Origin of the sequence: [Clostridium] aminophilum DSM 10710 (genome assembly GCF_000711825.1) — a bacterium.
In the GTDB taxonomy this organism is placed as follows: Bacteria; Bacillota; Clostridia; order Lachnospirales; family Lachnospiraceae; genus Clostridium_R; species Clostridium_R aminophilum.
In genome coordinates, this window is sequence record NZ_JONJ01000002.1 from 94953 (window position 1) to 111315 (window position 16363).

12 protein-coding genes are annotated in these 16363 nt (G+C 53.9%); all 12 read left to right on the top strand.

Annotated features, from left to right (window positions below):
- Positions 1 to 17: 17 nt before the first annotated feature.
- The gene (locus BR86_RS0102400; RefSeq protein WP_051684531.1) at positions 18 to 1595 is read left to right on the top strand and encodes a tripartite tricarboxylate transporter permease; all 1578 of its coding nucleotides are present in this window, start codon (positions 18 to 20) and stop codon (positions 1593 to 1595) included.
- Between the two features lie 22 nt (positions 1596 to 1617).
- Positions 1618 to 2958: a fucose isomerase gene (locus tag BR86_RS0102405; protein ID WP_031471413.1), complete on the top strand. Its 1341-nt coding sequence runs from the start codon at positions 1618 to 1620 to the stop codon at positions 2956 to 2958.
- Positions 2959 to 3094: 136 nt separating this feature from the next.
- The gene (locus BR86_RS0102410; RefSeq protein WP_031471414.1) at positions 3095 to 4300 is read left to right on the top strand and encodes an ROK family transcriptional regulator; all 1206 of its coding nucleotides are present in this window, start codon (positions 3095 to 3097) and stop codon (positions 4298 to 4300) included.
- Between the two features lie 256 nt (positions 4301 to 4556).
- Positions 4557 to 6515 (top strand): tetratricopeptide repeat protein, encoded by a 1959-nt coding sequence (locus BR86_RS0102415; RefSeq protein WP_031471415.1) that lies wholly within the window; start codon positions 4557 to 4559, stop codon positions 6513 to 6515.
- Between the two features lie 2 nt (positions 6516 to 6517).
- Positions 6518 to 6751, top strand: a complete 234-nt coding sequence (locus BR86_RS0102420) for a hypothetical protein (protein ID WP_081843968.1) — start codon at positions 6518 to 6520, stop codon at positions 6749 to 6751.
- Positions 6752 to 7032: 281 nt separating this feature from the next.
- A complete protein-coding gene (locus tag BR86_RS0102425) occupies positions 7033 to 8889 on the top strand; it encodes an ABC-F family ATP-binding cassette domain-containing protein (RefSeq protein ID WP_031471417.1) in 1857 nt (618 codons plus the stop codon).
- Between the two features lie 129 nt (positions 8890 to 9018).
- Positions 9019 to 10188: an alanine racemase gene (alr, locus tag BR86_RS0102430; protein WP_031471418.1), complete on the top strand. Its 1170-nt coding sequence runs from the start codon at positions 9019 to 9021 to the stop codon at positions 10186 to 10188.
- Between the two features lie 21 nt (positions 10189 to 10209).
- Positions 10210 to 11277, top strand: a complete 1068-nt coding sequence (gene hutG / locus BR86_RS0102435) for a formimidoylglutamase (RefSeq protein WP_031471419.1) — start codon at positions 10210 to 10212, stop codon at positions 11275 to 11277.
- A gap of 223 nt (positions 11278 to 11500) precedes the next feature.
- Positions 11501 to 12247: a bifunctional adenosylcobinamide kinase/adenosylcobinamide-phosphate guanylyltransferase gene (locus tag BR86_RS16250; RefSeq protein ID WP_051684533.1), complete on the top strand. Its 747-nt coding sequence runs from the start codon at positions 11501 to 11503 to the stop codon at positions 12245 to 12247.
- Between the two features lie 155 nt (positions 12248 to 12402).
- Positions 12403 to 13413, top strand: a complete 1011-nt coding sequence (cbiB, locus tag BR86_RS0102445; RefSeq protein ID WP_031471421.1) for an adenosylcobinamide-phosphate synthase CbiB — start codon at positions 12403 to 12405, stop codon at positions 13411 to 13413.
- A gap of 82 nt (positions 13414 to 13495) precedes the next feature.
- Positions 13496 to 14677, top strand: coding sequence for a pyridoxal phosphate-dependent aminotransferase (locus tag BR86_RS0102450; protein ID WP_161767261.1), 1182 nt, complete (start codon positions 13496 to 13498; stop codon positions 14675 to 14677).
- Positions 14678 to 14712: 35 nt separating this feature from the next.
- Positions 14713 to 16269 (top strand): cobyric acid synthase, encoded by a 1557-nt coding sequence (locus BR86_RS0102455; RefSeq protein ID WP_031471423.1) that lies wholly within the window; start codon positions 14713 to 14715, stop codon positions 16267 to 16269.
- Positions 16270 to 16363: the final 94 nt, after the last annotated feature.

Genomic DNA, 16363 nt, shown 5'->3' on the forward strand with positions numbered 1-16363 from the left:
CGGAAAGGGGATAGAACATGAGCTATTTTGATTATGTGTCGCAGGCGTTTCTTGCCGTCTTCACGATCCAGAATATTGCGGTCATTTTCGGCGGAATGCTTCTTGGAATGGTCATCGGATGCATTCCGGGGCTTTCCGTAACGCTCGGCATCATTTTGTTTCTGCCGCTGACCTACAGCATCAAGGATCCGTCCACCGCGATCATTTCGCTTCTGGCAGTATACGTGGGCGGAATGTACGGAGGATCGATCAGTGCGATCACACTGAATACGCCCGGAACCAACTCGGCGATTGCGACGACATTTGACGGATACCCCCTTGCAAAGAGGGGAAGAGTGCTTCAGGCGCTTGACACTTCGCTGTTTTCCTCATCGTTCGGCGGAATTATCGGAGCGGCGCTGCTTCTGTTGCTCTCCGCGCCCATCGCTCAGTTTGTCAACAAGTTCACCTCGGTGGAATATTTTTCCATGGCGGTGCTCGGTATTTCACTTCTGGCGGGCGTCAGCGGCAATTCCCTTCCGAAGGGAATTCTGTCGGGACTGTTCGGAATTCTCCTCGCCAGCGTCGGCGTCGATGCGGTGACCGGTGTTGCGCGATTCACATTCGGCATCCCGGTTCTCCAGTTCGGCATCGATATGCTTCCGGCGATGATCGCGCTGGTTGCGCTGAAGCAGGTCTGCGAGAAGCTGTCGGAATACAAGGTGTCCGGCGGAGATATGGGTTCGGCGACAAAGATTGACAAGAGAGGGCTGACCATTGGGGAAATGAAGTCGATCCTTCCGGCGTGCACGCTCTCTACGCTGATCGCATCCTTTATCGGCGCGATGCCGGGCGTCGGCGGCGGAGTAGCGCAGTTCCTCTGCTACAATCAGGTAAAACAGACGTCAAAGCATCCGGAACAGTTCGGAAAAGGATGTCTTGAGGGGATTGCGGCGGCAGAGTCCTCGAACAATGCAGTGGTTGGATCGGCGATGATCCCCCTTCTGACCATGGGAATTCCGGGAGACGGCGTGACGGCACTTCTTCTCGGCGCATTCATTCTTCACGGTCTGCAGCCGGGACCGAATATGTTCACCAAACAGGCTACGCAGGCGTACACCATCATTGTCGGATGTCTTGTGGCGAATCTGTTTCTGTATCCTCTCGGAAAGGTGATGACAAGACTTGTCGCAAAGGTTGTCCAGGTGCGCTACACCTATCTTGCACCGGCGATCATGCTGTTCTGCTTTGCGGGAGCATTTGCCGGTACCGGAAACTTTAAAGAGATGGCGTTCTGCGCCGCGCTTCTGGTATTCAGCTATCTTCTGAAAGTTCTTCAGATTGATGCGATTCCGATGCTTCTCGGACTGATTCTTGCGAAGATCATGGAGACGAATTTCGTGACATCCATGATGTCGTATGACCGGGATTACCTGATCTTCTTTAAGCGGCCGATCTCTCTGATTATTCTGATTATCACGGTCATTCTGGTCGCTTCGATGATTCGCATCAACAAGAAAGTTGAGGCGCTGAATGCCGCACAGGCGGAGGAGATCGAGAAACTTCATCAGGAAATGAGTACCAGAGAGACAGAACAGGCGGAAAGCCTGATCTGAACGGAATGTGAGGAATAAGACAATGAGTTTTCAGGCAGCATATGTTCCGATCGGAGTCGGAACGTTTCATTTGGAGAGTGCGCAGGAACAGTTTGAAAAATCGATTGCGCTCCTGCGGAGAATCGATCCGGAGATCCGTGTTCCGGACGAAATGCTTCTTTCGATTGATCTTCTGGATCGGTATCTGGACGGCTTAGATCCGGATCTGATCATTCTCCAGAATATTACATTTGCAAATGCGGCATACGCGAGCGAGATCCTTCGGCGATTCCGCTGTCCGATTCTCCTGTGGACACTGCGGGAACCGGTGATCGACGGAGGACGTCTCCGGCTGAACTCGCTGACCGGAGCATTTTCCGCCGGCAACGCGATCCGTGCGTTCCGGAAAGACCGCCCGTTTGAGTACATTTTCGGCGCGCCGGAGGAAAAGGAAGTGGAAGCCAAAGTATCCGCGGTGGTACGCGCGGCAAAGACGAAAAAGGAGCTGCAGGGACTGAAGCTTGTCTCCATCGGCCATACACCGCAGGGATTCGGCTTCGGGCGCGCGCTGGATGCGGACATGATGTCGGTGTTCGGTGCCTGCCTCGAATCCATTGAGTCCAGAGAACTGATCGGAAAGGCGCTCCGTTATACGGATGAGGAATGTGCTCCGTATCTCGAGGAAGCGAGAAAGCAGGTGACCGGTCTGGACAGGACGCCGGAAAAGAATGTGAAGGATTTTGCACGTCTTTACAAGGCGTATAAAGATTATGTCACGGAGAATCACGTCGGAGCGGTATCGTCGAGATGCTGGCCGGATTTCTTCACGGAATTCGGTACACCGGTCTGCATGGTGCTGTCGCTTCTGAATGCAATGGGCGTCTGCGCAAGCTGCGAGTCCGACACCTACGGGGCGCTGTCCATGTTTATCGGACGCAGCCTTACCGGAAATTCCTGTTTTTTCGGTGATCCGGTTTCGCTTGACGAGAAGGAGAACAGCGTCACATTCTGGCATTGCGGAATGGCGTCGTGTGATCTGGCGAGAAAGGATACCGGGGCGGAAGTCGGCGTCCATCCGAACCGCAAGCTCGGACCGACGATGGAATTCGGATGTGAGAAGGCAGATGCGGCAACCATCTTCCGTGTCGGAAGAGATGAGAACGGATCGTTCCGTTTCTTTATCGCGGAGGGATCGGTGATGGACAAGCCGAAGCAGTTCAGCGGCACGTCGATCGTTGTAAAGACGGAAAGCCCGTGCAGGGAGCTGGTAGAGAACGCGGTGCTGGAAGGATGGGAACCGCACTATGCGGTAGTTTACGGAAAGTGTGCGGAAGAACTGGAGATTCTGGGACATATGCTCGGAATCCGTGTCTGCCGATTCTGAAGAATGAAAATGCAGTTGATCTCTGCCGGCATGAGCTGACAGAGACAGGGGACGGACATCGGTTTTCGCCATGGACCGGTGTCCGCCTTTTGCGTTATACTGAATAAAGTATGTTATGGCAGGGGGAGATAAGATTGTGGAATATGCTGGAATGAACCTTAACAATCTTAAAAATTCAAACCGGACAGAGATCCTGCGTCTTCTGAACAATCGCGGGTCGATGGCACGCAAGGATATTGCGGGGGAACTCGGCCTGACACCTGCCGCAGTCACGCAGATCTGCGGTGATCTTCTGAAGGAGGGAATTCTTCGGGAGATGGGAGAAATGAACGAGGAGAAACGGGTCGGAAGAAAAAAGATTCTGGTCGGAATCGATGAAACGTATGCGGCCACCGGAGGGATTACCATCGAAGGCGGCGAGACATTCCTGTCGGTGTCCACACTTCGCGGAAAGCTTTTGTGCGGAACCGTGATTGCCACGGATGACCGCGAGGCGCCGGAGGTTTTTCTTGCCCGGTGCGCCGGGGAACTGAAGCGGCTTCTGAAGAAGGCAAACATGGAACACGTACTCGGCGTCGGTGTTTCCATCCCCGGGGCGGTACGCAGAAAGGACGGAACGAGCCTTCTCGCCATCCGTGTGTGGAAGGACGAGGTTCCGGTCCGCCGGATTCTGGAAAAACTGCTGGATGTTCCGGTGATCGTGGAGAACAACGTCAAGGCCTTTGCGGAAGCGGAACTGACCTTTGGTGTGGGCCGTCAGGCGGACAATCTCCTGTTTGTCAAATGGGGGCCCGGCGTGGGATCTGCGATCGCGATCGACAGCGGAATCTACGATAACCGGAAGGGAAGGGCTTCGGAACTCGGCCACGTGGTTGCGGATAAGAACGGAAAACTCTGTACCTGCGGGAAACGCGGCTGTCTGGAAACGCTGGTTTCCGCATCCGGGATCACAGAACAGGTGAAAGCGGTGTGTACGAAAGAGTCCATGCCGGAATTGTGGAAATGGTGCGGCGGAGATCCTGAAAAAATCACCGAGACATCGATCCGGGAATGGTCGGCAGTGGACGATCCGGAACTGTACCGGATTTTCGACCGGGTACTGGAATGTTTTACAAGAAATATTGCCAATGCGGCGACGGTTCTTGCACCGGACAATGTGATCTACTATGGGGATATGTTTGAGATCCCGTATTTCCGCGAACATTTTGTGCAGGCTTACCGGGAAAATGACGCACAGTACCGCGACGGCTTTCTGGTTCACTCGGAGCTCAGCGGTAGAATCCGCTATATCGGAGCATTGGCGATCGTGTTCAATGAAAAGTTCCTGAACACGTCCGTTTGAGCAGACTGAAGCGATGCATGGAGGATCGAAGAGCGGATGGAAGCAGAAACGGCAGGCAGGGGCCTTGCGGATGAAGCGGAGAACCGCTGCTTTATGTGAGAAACGGCAGGCAGCAGCTTTACGGCAGATCCGGCGAAAGGTGACAGTTGTCGTACAACATCGGTCTGTGGTATAATTCGTATTCGGGTATCTTTATTAAAAAGAACGAAACTGCGGCGATGGCTGCGGAATTCATAAAAAGACAGGAGTTATACTCATGAGCGAGGAAAACAAGAATAAGGCGGATTCATCCGCCGGTGCCGCTGCACCGATGAAGACGACATTTAATGTGTATCTGGTGGAACCGGAAGGCAGCAGCGTTCCGGCCGGTCAGGAAGAGACGGATCCGAATATCCGCCGCCTGATTGATTTTGCCAATAACATGAACAGTATCTACGGAATGTTTGATTTCGAGTTCATCGTCTCCAAATATCCGGGAAGCCTGAGCAAGGACGGCGACGGCCGGTATCAGGTTAAGAAGATGCAGAATGCGATTCTGCAGCAGTATGCACATTTCAGCGCGATGTTTGTCATCATGCTCTGCCATCAGGATCAGGTGTCCGAGACGGAACTCAAGGAACTGATGCAGGGTCTTGCAAAGAAGCAGCAGAAGGGAATCCAGCTCTGGTTCCTGCCGAAGGACGGTGTGGACAAGATGATCACCGGGCTGAGTCAGGTTGTCGCAAGAACCAATGCGCGTCTCCCGATTCCGGAGGAAAAGCAGGAAGATCTGGCGGCGATTTCCGGCGCGCTGTTTCAGGAAGGCGTGAAGGCGGGGAGAGAGAATGATCTGAAGAAGGCGGAGGCGGCGCTCAGCCGTGCGCTGATGATTCAGGTCAAGCTGACCACCTCCAACCGTGAGAAATACCTTGGTATGCTTCCGGCAAGCTACAATGAGATGGGAACGGTTCTGCTCCGCCAGAACCGCTTCCGCAATGCGATCGAAATGTACGATTCCGCAATCCAGTCACTGGATGAACTCTCCAAGGCACCGGATGCACCGAACCGTTCCATCGAGATCGCCGGTGCGCATAACAACAAGGGCATTCTTTTCATGAACCAGGTCGATTTTGCGGCACTGGAGAAGGAAAAGTCCGGTGAGGCTGCCGGTGAAAAGAAAAACATGCAGCTTTTCGAGTCCGCGCTCAAAGAGTTTGACGCGGCGATGAAGATATATGAGGACCTGAAGAAGGACGATGAGTGGCAGACGGCCGAGAAACAGAGAACGCTCCTTCAGGTGACTGCCGATACAAACGGAAACATCGGACAGATGTACGGAAGATGCGGCCAGCAGGCGGAGGCCAGCATCGCGTATGAGAGAGGAATTGCCGATCTCCGCACACTTCTGGATGGGGATCCGGAAAACCGCGAGATCCTGATCCGTCTCGGCGCGATGGGCAACTCCCTCGGCGTGATCTACAATCATGACAAAAAGTTCCAGGAGGCGATCGAAATCCTTCGGACGGCAGCGGAGGCCGATCAGAAGCTGATGGCGATCGATGATTCCCAGAAACAGCTCTTTGAGCCGAGATGTGCGCAGGTCAATTTCAATCTGTTCAATGCTTACCGGTTTGCCGGAAATGCGCAGGATGCGCAGACTGCCTGGAATACCGCATGGGAGATCTGCGAGCGCAGAGAAGCGGACAGCGAGCTCTGCCGCGGACTGTTCGGCCTGATGAAGACCGTTCGCGACGATGCGTCCGGCCGTCAGAAGGAAGCTGCAGCCAAGGCTGCGGCCGATGCGGCAGAGGCAAAGGCACAGAACCGTGTGCAGGATGCGATCAACGGATACCGTACTGCGGCAACGCTCTACCACGGACTTCCGGGTGCGGAAGCACAGCTTGAGTCTGCGAGGAACTTCTATGAACTCGGTCTGATCGCCTGGGATGTGGACCGTCTGGATCAGGCGGAAGTCTGCTTCACGAATGAAGTCACTCTGATTCGCGCATGCGCGAACAATGATGAAAAGTACATGCCGGATCTGGCGGAGGCACTGTTCCATCAGGGACGTTTCTTTGATGAGGCAAAGGATCAGCCGGACAATGCTTCCCTGAAAGAAGCGATGGAGATCGCGGAGAAATTCAAGGATTCCTCCGAGAAGGCGCGTGAGATTTTTGAGGACCTGAATGACGGAGCAATTTCCTTCGGCTTTGACGGTCCGGACGGGGAGGTCTGATCATGGGAATGAATCCGGCAGATATGTTTAAGGCGGCTGGACTGTTCCGCAGATTTCAGAACAATCATCCGAAAGTTGTCCAGTTCATTCAGCTTCAGCAGGGACGGGGCGTTCCGGAAGGAACCGTTATTGAGATGACGATTCAGAGACCGGGTGAAGAGATGCAGGTAACCAATATGCGTGTTCTGGCCGATGACATCGAGATTCTGAATGAGATCCGTCAGATGAAACAATAAGGACATCAGGTTGTGCGGGAAGCCCGGAAGTGTTCTCCTGCACGTCCTGAGGGATCGAGCAGGGAGTGAAAACCTCTCTGCTCGATTCGTTTTTATTTCATAGGAAATTTCTCCGAAATTCCCTATGAAACAAAACGCTCCGCGGACTTTGTTCCGCAGTTAACTTGACAATGTCACGCCCCAGTGAGGCCTTGGTGACTGCCGCCAGACGTTCGAAACCTGCGAAGCATGTTTTGATTCGTTTAGGCTGCTGATCCGCCAGGGCCCTGAGAGAAAATCATATGAACATTTTAAACCTTGAAAGAATCAGTAAATCCTTTGAAAACCGTGTTCTTCTGGATCAGGTGACCGTCGGTATCTCTGATCGTGACCGGATCGGCGTGATCGGTGTCAACGGAACAGGAAAATCCACGCTCCTTGCGATTGCGGCGGGAGCCCTCGAACCGGATGAGGGACAGACGGTCCGCGGTCGGGAGATCCGGATCTCCTATCTTTCCCAGAATCCGGACTTTGATCCGGACCATAACGTTGTGGAAAATGTCGCCGCCATGGTATACGGAAACGATCAGATTTATCATCAGAACGGAGAGATCAAGGCGATGCTGGCGCGTTTCGGCATCGACAATCCGGAGGCGGATCCGCGGACACTCTCCGGAGGTCAGAGAAAGCGTGCGGCTCTCGCTGCGGCGCTTCTGACACCGTGTGATCTTCTGATCCTCGATGAGCCGACCAACCATCTGGACAATGAGATGATCGAGTGGCTTCAGGATTATCTCCAGCATTACCGCGGCGCGATTCTGATGGTGACACACGACCGGTATTTCCTGGATATGGTTACAACGGAAATTCTCGAGATCGACCACGGGAAGACCTACCGATATGAGACCAATTATTCCGGATATCTGGAACTGAAGCAGCAGCGCCTCGAGTACGCGGAGGCGGCAGAACGGAAGATGGCGACGCTCTACCGAAAGGATCTGGCATGGATTCAGCGAGGCGCAAGAGCCAGAAGTACGAAACAGAAGGCCCATATCGCCCGCTTTGAAGCACTGCGCGACCGGGATAAGATCGTGATCGATCGTGAGGTGGAGATCAATTCGCTTCAGTCCCGTCTCGGCAACAAGACGATTGAACTGAAAAACGTCTCGAAATCCTATGGCGGGCATACACTGTTCCGGGATTTCAGCTATACGTTTCTGAAAAATGACCGGATCGGAATCATTGGCCCGAACGGATGCGGAAAGTCCACGCTGATGAAGACGATTGTGGGACTTGTCCCGCCGGACGAGGGGACGATCGAGATCGGGCAGACGGTTCACGTCGGATATTTCTCGCAGGAAGCCGAGATGCCGGACGGGGATATGCGGGTGATCGATTATGTGAAAGAAACGGCGGAGTTTATCCGCACAAAGGACGGTCTGACCAGTGCATCCGCCATGTGTGAGAAATTCCTTTTTGACAGCAATATGCAGTATACGCCGGTATCCAAGCTTTCGGGCGGCGAGCGCAGAAGACTGTATCTTCTCCGGATTCTGATGGAGGCTCCGAACGTTCTGATCCTCGATGAGCCGACCAATGATCTGGACATCGCCACACTCCGCGTGCTCGAAGATTATCTGGACGGTTTTTCCGGCATTGTGATTGCGGTTTCCCATGACCGGTATTTTCTGGACCGCGTAGTAACCCGGATTTTTGCGTTCTCTCCGGAAGGAATTCTGCGCCAGAATGAAGGGGGATATGAGGAATACCGTGAGCGGATGCTGATGGAAGCGGAAGACTCCGCTGCCGGAAGAGCAGCAGCCGGAAAAAACGGGCCGTCCGGGAGAAATACGTCGGCGGAAGGGGATGAAAATCCGGCTCCGCTGGGAAATACGCGCAGTACATGGAAGGACCGCTCCGCGCAGCCGAAGAAAAAGCTTTCCTTTAAGGAGCAGCGAGAGTACGATACGATTGAGGACGAGATTGATTCTCTCACACAGAAATCGGAAGAACTGGACCGGGCGATTCTGAAGGCGGCCAGCGATTTTGTGGAACTGAACCGGCTGACGAAGGAAAAAGCCGAGACGGACGAACTTCTGGAGGCGAAGATGGAACGTTTCATCGAACTTCAGGATATGGTTGACGCGCTCGGAGGCTGAATTTTCAAAGAAGATATCCGGACGGAACAGACCGTGTAGAATGTTCTGTCAAATCGGTGTATAATATTTCGGTGCTATAACAAAAAAGGAGAGCGGCCGGGGATGAAAATCCTGACTGCATAAGGGACTATGAATTCTACACTTAGAAGAACCTGGGCAGAGATCGATCTGGATGCTCTTACCTATAACTATCAGACAATTCGTCGGAAGATCGGCGAAGACGTGCGTTTTCTGGGCGTTGTCAAGGCGGATGCCTACGGACACGGTTCCGTGCAGATCGGAAGGAAACTGCAGGAGCTCGGCGCGGATTACCTTGCGGTTTCCAGCATCGATGAGGCACTGGAACTCCGGAATGCCGGCATCACCATGCCGATCCTGATTCTGGGGCATACGCCGAAAGAGCAGGTCGATCGTCTGATCTGTTTCAATATCACTCAGGCGGTAACCTGCGAGGCAAAAGCGCGGGAATACAGTGCCGAGGCGGTAAAATACGGCGGCACGCTGAAAGTTCATATCAAGGTTGATACCGGTATGTCGCGGCTCGGTTATATCTGCGAGGGAGATTATTTTGAGCACGGCGTGGACGGTATCGCGCTTGCATGCAATCTTCCGGGACTGGATGCGGAGGGAATTTTCACGCATTTTGCGGTTTCCGATGAGCCCGGGGAGGACTGTGAAGAGTATACAAAACATCAGTTTCAGCTTTTCCGCGATGTGATCTGTGCGGTGGAGGAAAAACTGGGACGGACATTCCGGATCCGTCACTGCGCCAATACCGGAGCGACGGTCCGCTATCCGGAGACTTATCTCGACATGGTGCGGCCGGGGCTTCTTCTCTACGGATATGGAGAATTTGCCAGACAGTGGGGCCTTCGGCCGGTGATGTCGCTCAAGACGACGGTCAGCACCATCAAGATTTATCCGAAGGGGACGAAAATCAGCTACGGCGGCATTTACACCTGTGATCAGACAACACGGATGGGGGTGGTTCCGTACGGATATGCGGATGGGTTCTTGCGCACGCTGTCCAACCGTTGTTCGCTGTATACCGGGGAGGGGCTGTGCCCGCAGCGGGGAAAGATCTGCATGGATATGTGCATGATTGACCTGACCGGAAAGAACAGCGTCGACGTCGGAAGCGAGGTCGAGATCTTCGGACGCCATCAGCCGGTGGAAGTTCTGGCGGATCTGGCCGGAACGATTCCGTATGAGATTGTCTGCGCGGTCAGCAAGCGTGTTCCGAGATATTATATCGAGAACGGAAATGTGGTTGAAAAAGAACTGATGCTTCGATTCTGAACATAGATGGGGGACAGAACAATGCTGAAAAACTATTATTTTGATGTAACGGATCAGTGGCAGGGCCGTGTCGACAGCGAGGAAGATTATGACGCGTTTCGCTGGCATCAGAGAATCCGCCCGCTGGATCTCAATTCGGTGACGGAGCCGTTCTCCGGCCCGCTGGGCTTCGGAATGATCGGTTTTTGCTGTGATCTCGGCGTGAAGCGGAACAAAGGACGTGCCGGCGCAGCGCTCGGACCGAATCTTCTGAGAAAAAAGCTTTCGAATCTTCCGTGTGTGTTCGACCCGGGTGTCGCACTGTATGACTGCGGCAATATCATGACGGACGGCATCGAACTGGAAGAGGCACAGAGCATTCTTGCTCAGGCAGTTCAGAAGATTCTCAGTCTCAATCTTTTTCCGATCGTCATGGGCGGCGGACATGAGACCACTTTCGGTCATTATATGGGTGAGCTCGCGCATGAGAAAGAGATTCTGGAAGAGAAGATCCGCAGCGGAAGAAAAGACGAGAACAGCAAGGTTGACCTCGGTATCATCAGCTTTGACGCGCATTTTGATATGAGACCGTACGACGGCGGTGCATCCTCCGGATCCATGTTCCGTCAGATTGCGGATATCTGCGAGAGAGAGGAAATGCCGTTTGCCTACATGCCCCTCGGTATTCAGCGCCACAGCAATACGGTCAGCCTCTTTAAGGAAGCGGAGCGTCTCGGGGTTCCCTACATGCTGGCAAGAACGCTTCAGTACGGCTCCCGGGAAGAAGTGTATGAACACGTAGATGACTTCATGTATCAGCACAAGAATGCATACATGACCATCTGTACCGATGTCTTCTCGACGGCATTTGCCCCCGGCGTCAGCGCCCCGCAGGCCCTCGGACTGGATCCGCAGGCTGTGGTGCCGATCATGAAGCACATTCTTCGGACCAGAAAAGTGCGAGGTTTTGACATCTGCGAGATCTCCCCGCGGTTTGATCAGGATGACACCACTGCCAGTCTTGGCGCGGTGCTGATCTTTACCGTGGTGGTCACACTCTGTCAGCTGAACGGACTTGCGGTCAATGTCGGCGGAGATTATTACGGATAAATGATTCATTTGTCAGCGGCGCTGGAGGCTCAGGCTTTCAGCGCCGCTCGGGCCTCTGGTGGCACTGGGGCCTCTGGTGGGCGTTCGGGGCGCTGGGGCCTCTGGTGGGCCTGTGGGACGGAGTCATCGGGTCATCCGGGGACAGCAGGAAATAGAAGCCATCCGGACATCCGGGAATGGCAGGAACAGAAAAAGTCCGGCAAAACCGGGGAAAAGAGAGTGAATGCGCTACGGCGGCGGGCGGAAGACCGCAGCGGGAAACGTCGGAGAAGCGGTGGGCAATCACCGGTCGAAGGGGAGAAAAATGATACTGATTGTCGGCGGAAGAAGCCAGGGAAAATCGAAGATTGCGCGGTCCTATGCATCGGAAACGGAAATTTTGCTTCATCTTGAAGACAAGGTTGCAGCACTGTATGGACTGCAGCGGGAAATGGAGCATGGTTTTTCCGGAAATTCCCCGGATCGGACGTCCGAAGTTTCGCGGATTCCGTCGCCGGATTTCGGGGAGGCCGGAAAAACAGATGTCTCTGCGGATGCCGATAAAACAGATGTCTCTGCGGAAGCCGGAAAAACAGATGTCTCTGCGGATGCCGATAAAACAGATGTCTCTGCGGAAGCCGGAAAATCGGATGCATCTGCAGAGACCGGAAAAACGGGAGTATCTGCAGAAGGTGGAAAACAGGGAATATCGCAAATGGCTGCCTCGCAGGAATCTTCAGAGGAGATATTCTGGAAAAAACTTCGTGAAGCGACGGAAGAAACCGTTCAGCGGATTTTGGCCGATCCCCGGGTCCGCGTAATTACGGCGGACGAGATTGGCTGTGGCGTTGTTCCGATGAGCCGACGTGAACGCGAGTACCGTGATACTTACGGCAGAATCTGCCAGAAGATTGCGAAACAGGCGGATACGGTTATTCGGGTGGTTTGCGGGATACCGACGGTGATCTCTTCCGACAGTGGCGAAACATAAAAAAGGGAAGAAAAATACGAATACTGCAGATGAAAAAAATGCAGATGAAAAAACTGCAGATAAAGCGAAAAAATGAAGACATAATGCGAAAACGCAGACAACCGCGAACATAAAAGAAGCTGTAAAACGAGAAAAGAAAAAAGAGGAATGAAGATTTGAGTTGGGTTATCATACACGTCGGCGCGCTGTGCGCCGGTTTTCTTCTCGATCTGGTTGTCGGAGATCCACAGTGGATTCCGCATCCGGTCCGGCTGATCGGAAGCTGGATCACGTTTACGGAGCGATGGATCCGGGCGGCATTTCCGAAGACACCGAAAGGTGAATTGATCGGGGGCTGCCTGTTTACAGCCATCGTGATGCTGACATCTGGATTGGGAGCGGCGGCCGTGACGATACTTCCGGTGATGCTTTTACTGCAGTTCGGGTTTGCAACTGCTTCCATGGCGGCGGCTTTTATATTGGAAACCGTTTCGGTCTGCTATGCGGTGGCGGTGCGGTCGATGAGAACCGAGAGTATGAAGGTGCAGCGGGCACTGGAGGAAGAAGATCTGTTCCGGGCACGAAGCGCCGTCTCGATGATTGTCGGCCGAGACACGGAGAACCTGACGAAAGAGGGTGTGGCGAAAGCGGCCGTGGAGACAGTGGCGGAAGGTACGTCGGACGGAATTGTGTCTCCTCTCTTCTGGATTGCACTGTTCGGACCGGTGGGCGGATGGATTTACAAGGCAGTCAATACAATGGATTCTATGGTTGGATACCGGAACGACCGGTATTTGTACTTCGGGAGATGCGCCGCCCGGACCGATGATGTCTTTAACTACATTCCGTCAAGGATTGCCGCGGTATTGATGATTGCCGCTGCCGGTTTCCTCGGATTGGATTCTGCGGAAGCGTATCGCATCTGGAAACGGGACCGCAGAAACCACAAGAGCCCGAATTCCGCGCAGACCGAGTCGGCCTGTGCCGGTGCTCTCGGCTTAAGACTTGCGGGGGATGCGTGGTATTTCGGGAAAAAAGTGGAGAAGCCGTTCATCGGAGATGAGAAAAAGAAAACGGAACCGTCCGATATCACCGAGGCAAACCGGCTGATGTACGGAACAGCAGGTCTGGCTGTCTTCTTTGCGGCGGTGATCCGTTTTTCCGTGCTGATCCTGATTGCGGGCTGAAGTCCGGTTTGGTTGAAGACGGGGCCGGGGCTTTTTATAGATGTAAGAGACTGTATGGATCAGTATGGGGATATATTTGGGATTGGAACAGAACAGGAATGATATGAATGAGAGCAGGAACAGAAAAAACGTTTCGGAGTACACATATGTTCACGGAGGAGATATTTTCCGTGGGGGGATCGATCTGGATCTGTCGGTAAATATTAACCCGTTCGGCATGCCGGCGAGCGCGCGGCGCGCGGCGGCTCTGAGCATGGATCGATGGGAACAGTATCCGGATGCGCTCCAGAGGAAGCTCAGAAACCGCATGTCGGAGAGACTCCGGCAGGAGGGATTCCCGGTGAGGTCGGAGTCCCTGCTGTTCGGAAATGGTGCGTCAGACCTTCTCTACAGCATTTTCCAGGCTCTCCGACCGGAGCGGGTGCTGATTCCGGCACCCGGTTTTTCGGAATACCGGAAAGCGGCGGAGACCGTCGGTGCCGAGATTGCCGGTCTGCCGGTTTTTTCAGCCGATTCGGTTTTGCCATATGAGGATGAAGACGTTCTGACGTCGGTTCGCACATTTGCGGAACAAGCCGGGGAACTCGGAAAATCGGGCATGATTATTTTGTGCAATCCGAACAATCCGGATGGACATGTCCGAACATTTAATTTCTTGAAGAGAATTTTCGGAATCTGTCAAAAATATGGTATGATTCTTTTAGTTGACGAAAGTTTTCTCTGGTTCTGCATGGACGGAAAAGAGCGCAGTGCGATTTCCTTTTGGGGCAGTGCCGATTGTAAAATGGATCCGTCGGGATTGATTATTCTGAATGCGTTCACCAAAATCTTTGCCATGGCAGGGCTTCGGCTTGGATTTATGGTTTCGGATCCGGACATCATCCGGCAGACGGAAGATGTCCGGCAGCCGTGGAGCGTATCGGCTCCTGCGGAAGAGGCCGGAATCGCGTGCCTTGCGGAACAGGAGTTTGTGCGGAAAACTGCCGCAGAGATCAAATGCCGGCGGGAGGAACTGCGGGCCCGTCTGACATCGCTTGGAATGAACTGTGCAGAATCTTCCGCGGATTTTGTTCTGTTTCGGACAGCGATCCGTGATATGGGCGATCGTCTGCGGAAGAAGGGGATTCTGATCCGGGACTGTTCAAACTACACAGGGCTTGGCAAAGGCTGGTACCGCGTGGCTGTAAAAAACCATGAGAGCTGTGAACGGCTGGCGGCTGCGATCGAGTTGATAAAGAAAGAAACTGCGGAAGAGAGTACTTGACCGCGGGCAGGATATATCAGAACAGGAGGAACAGCATGGCGAAATCGATCATGATACAGGGAACGATGAGCAATGTCGGAAAGAGCTTTCTGACCGCCGGCCTCTGCCGCGTGTTTCGGCAGGACGGGTGGAAAGTGGCGCCGTTCAAGTCGCAGAATATGGCACTCAATTCCTTTATCACCGCTGACGGACTTGAGATCGGCCGTGCGCAGGCGGTTCAGGCCGAAGCATGCGGCATTGAGCCGACGGCAGATATGAATCCGGTTCTCCTGAAGCCATCCAGCGATGTGGGCTCGCAGGTGATTGTCCGCGGAACCCCGATCGGGACCATGCCGGCGAAAGAGTATTTTGCCTATAAGAAAAAACTGATCCCGCAGATCATGGAATCCTACCGGCGTCTCGATGAGGAGTATGACATAATCGTCATTGAGGGGGCCGGAAGTCCCGCCGAGATCAACCTTGCTCAGGATGATATCGTCAATATGGGCATTGCAGAGATGACGGATTCCCCGGTGATTCTCGCCGGCGACATTGACCGCGGCGGCGTGTTTGCACAGCTGTACGGAACGGTGATGCTTCTTCCGGAATCACAGAGAAAACGGATTCGCGGACTTGTGATCAACAAATTCCGGGGCGACCGTTCCATTCTGGATCCGGGAACGGAAATGATCTCGAAACTGTGCGGAATTCCGGTTGTCGGAACGGTACCGTTTCTGAAAGCGGACATTGACGATGAGGACAGTCTGAGCACACGGCTGACGGCGAAGGGGAAAATGGCGGCACCCGGAGAGATCGATATCGCTGTGATTCGTCTTCCGAGGCTCTCGAATTTTACGGACCTTCATGTGTTTGAGACGGTCGGCCGGTGCAATGTGCGCTATGTCACGGATGTCAGGGGACTCGGAACACCGGATCTGCTGGTTCTTCCGGGGACAAAGAATACCATTGAGGATCTGCTGTGGCTGCGGACCAGCGGACTTGAGAGCGCGATTCTGAAACTGGCGGCAGCGGAAGTCCCGATCATCGGAATCTGCGGCGGATACCAGATGATGGGAGAAGTCCTCTCGGATCCGGAGGGACATGAGGCCGGTCAGCCGGGACGGGTTCTTCGCGGAATGGGACTGATTCCGGCCGAGACGGTCTTTACCGGCGAAAAAATCCGGTCACAGAATAAAGGGGAAGCGGTCGCAGCGGAAGGACTGTTTGCATCGCTTCGCGGAAAGCCGGTACGCGGATATCAGATTCATATGGGACGAACCACCATCCGGGGCGGAAAACCGCTCGTGAAGCTGCGGAAAGCGCTTCTGTCCGAACCGGAAGGATATGCGTCCGGATGGATAGCGGGAACCTATCTGCACGGGATTTTTGACGGGCCGGGTGTTGCGGCGGGGATCGCGGATCTTCTGCGGAAGCGGAAAATGCAGGGAAACGATGCCGCCCAGGTGACCGGGACAATAGATCCGGCAGACGCAGCGGATTACGATGAATACCGCCGCAGACAGTATGACATTCTCGCAGACGGAGTGCGCCGGAATCTGGATATGGAGAAGATTTATCAGATCATCAACCGAAAGGATTCGTCAGCGATCTGAAACAGAGGAAGAGATTTTAAACGCCGGGGTCGATCGGCCGACGGCGGAGATTTCTCTGACTGCTAACGACTTGGATTTCTCTATAGGCTGACGA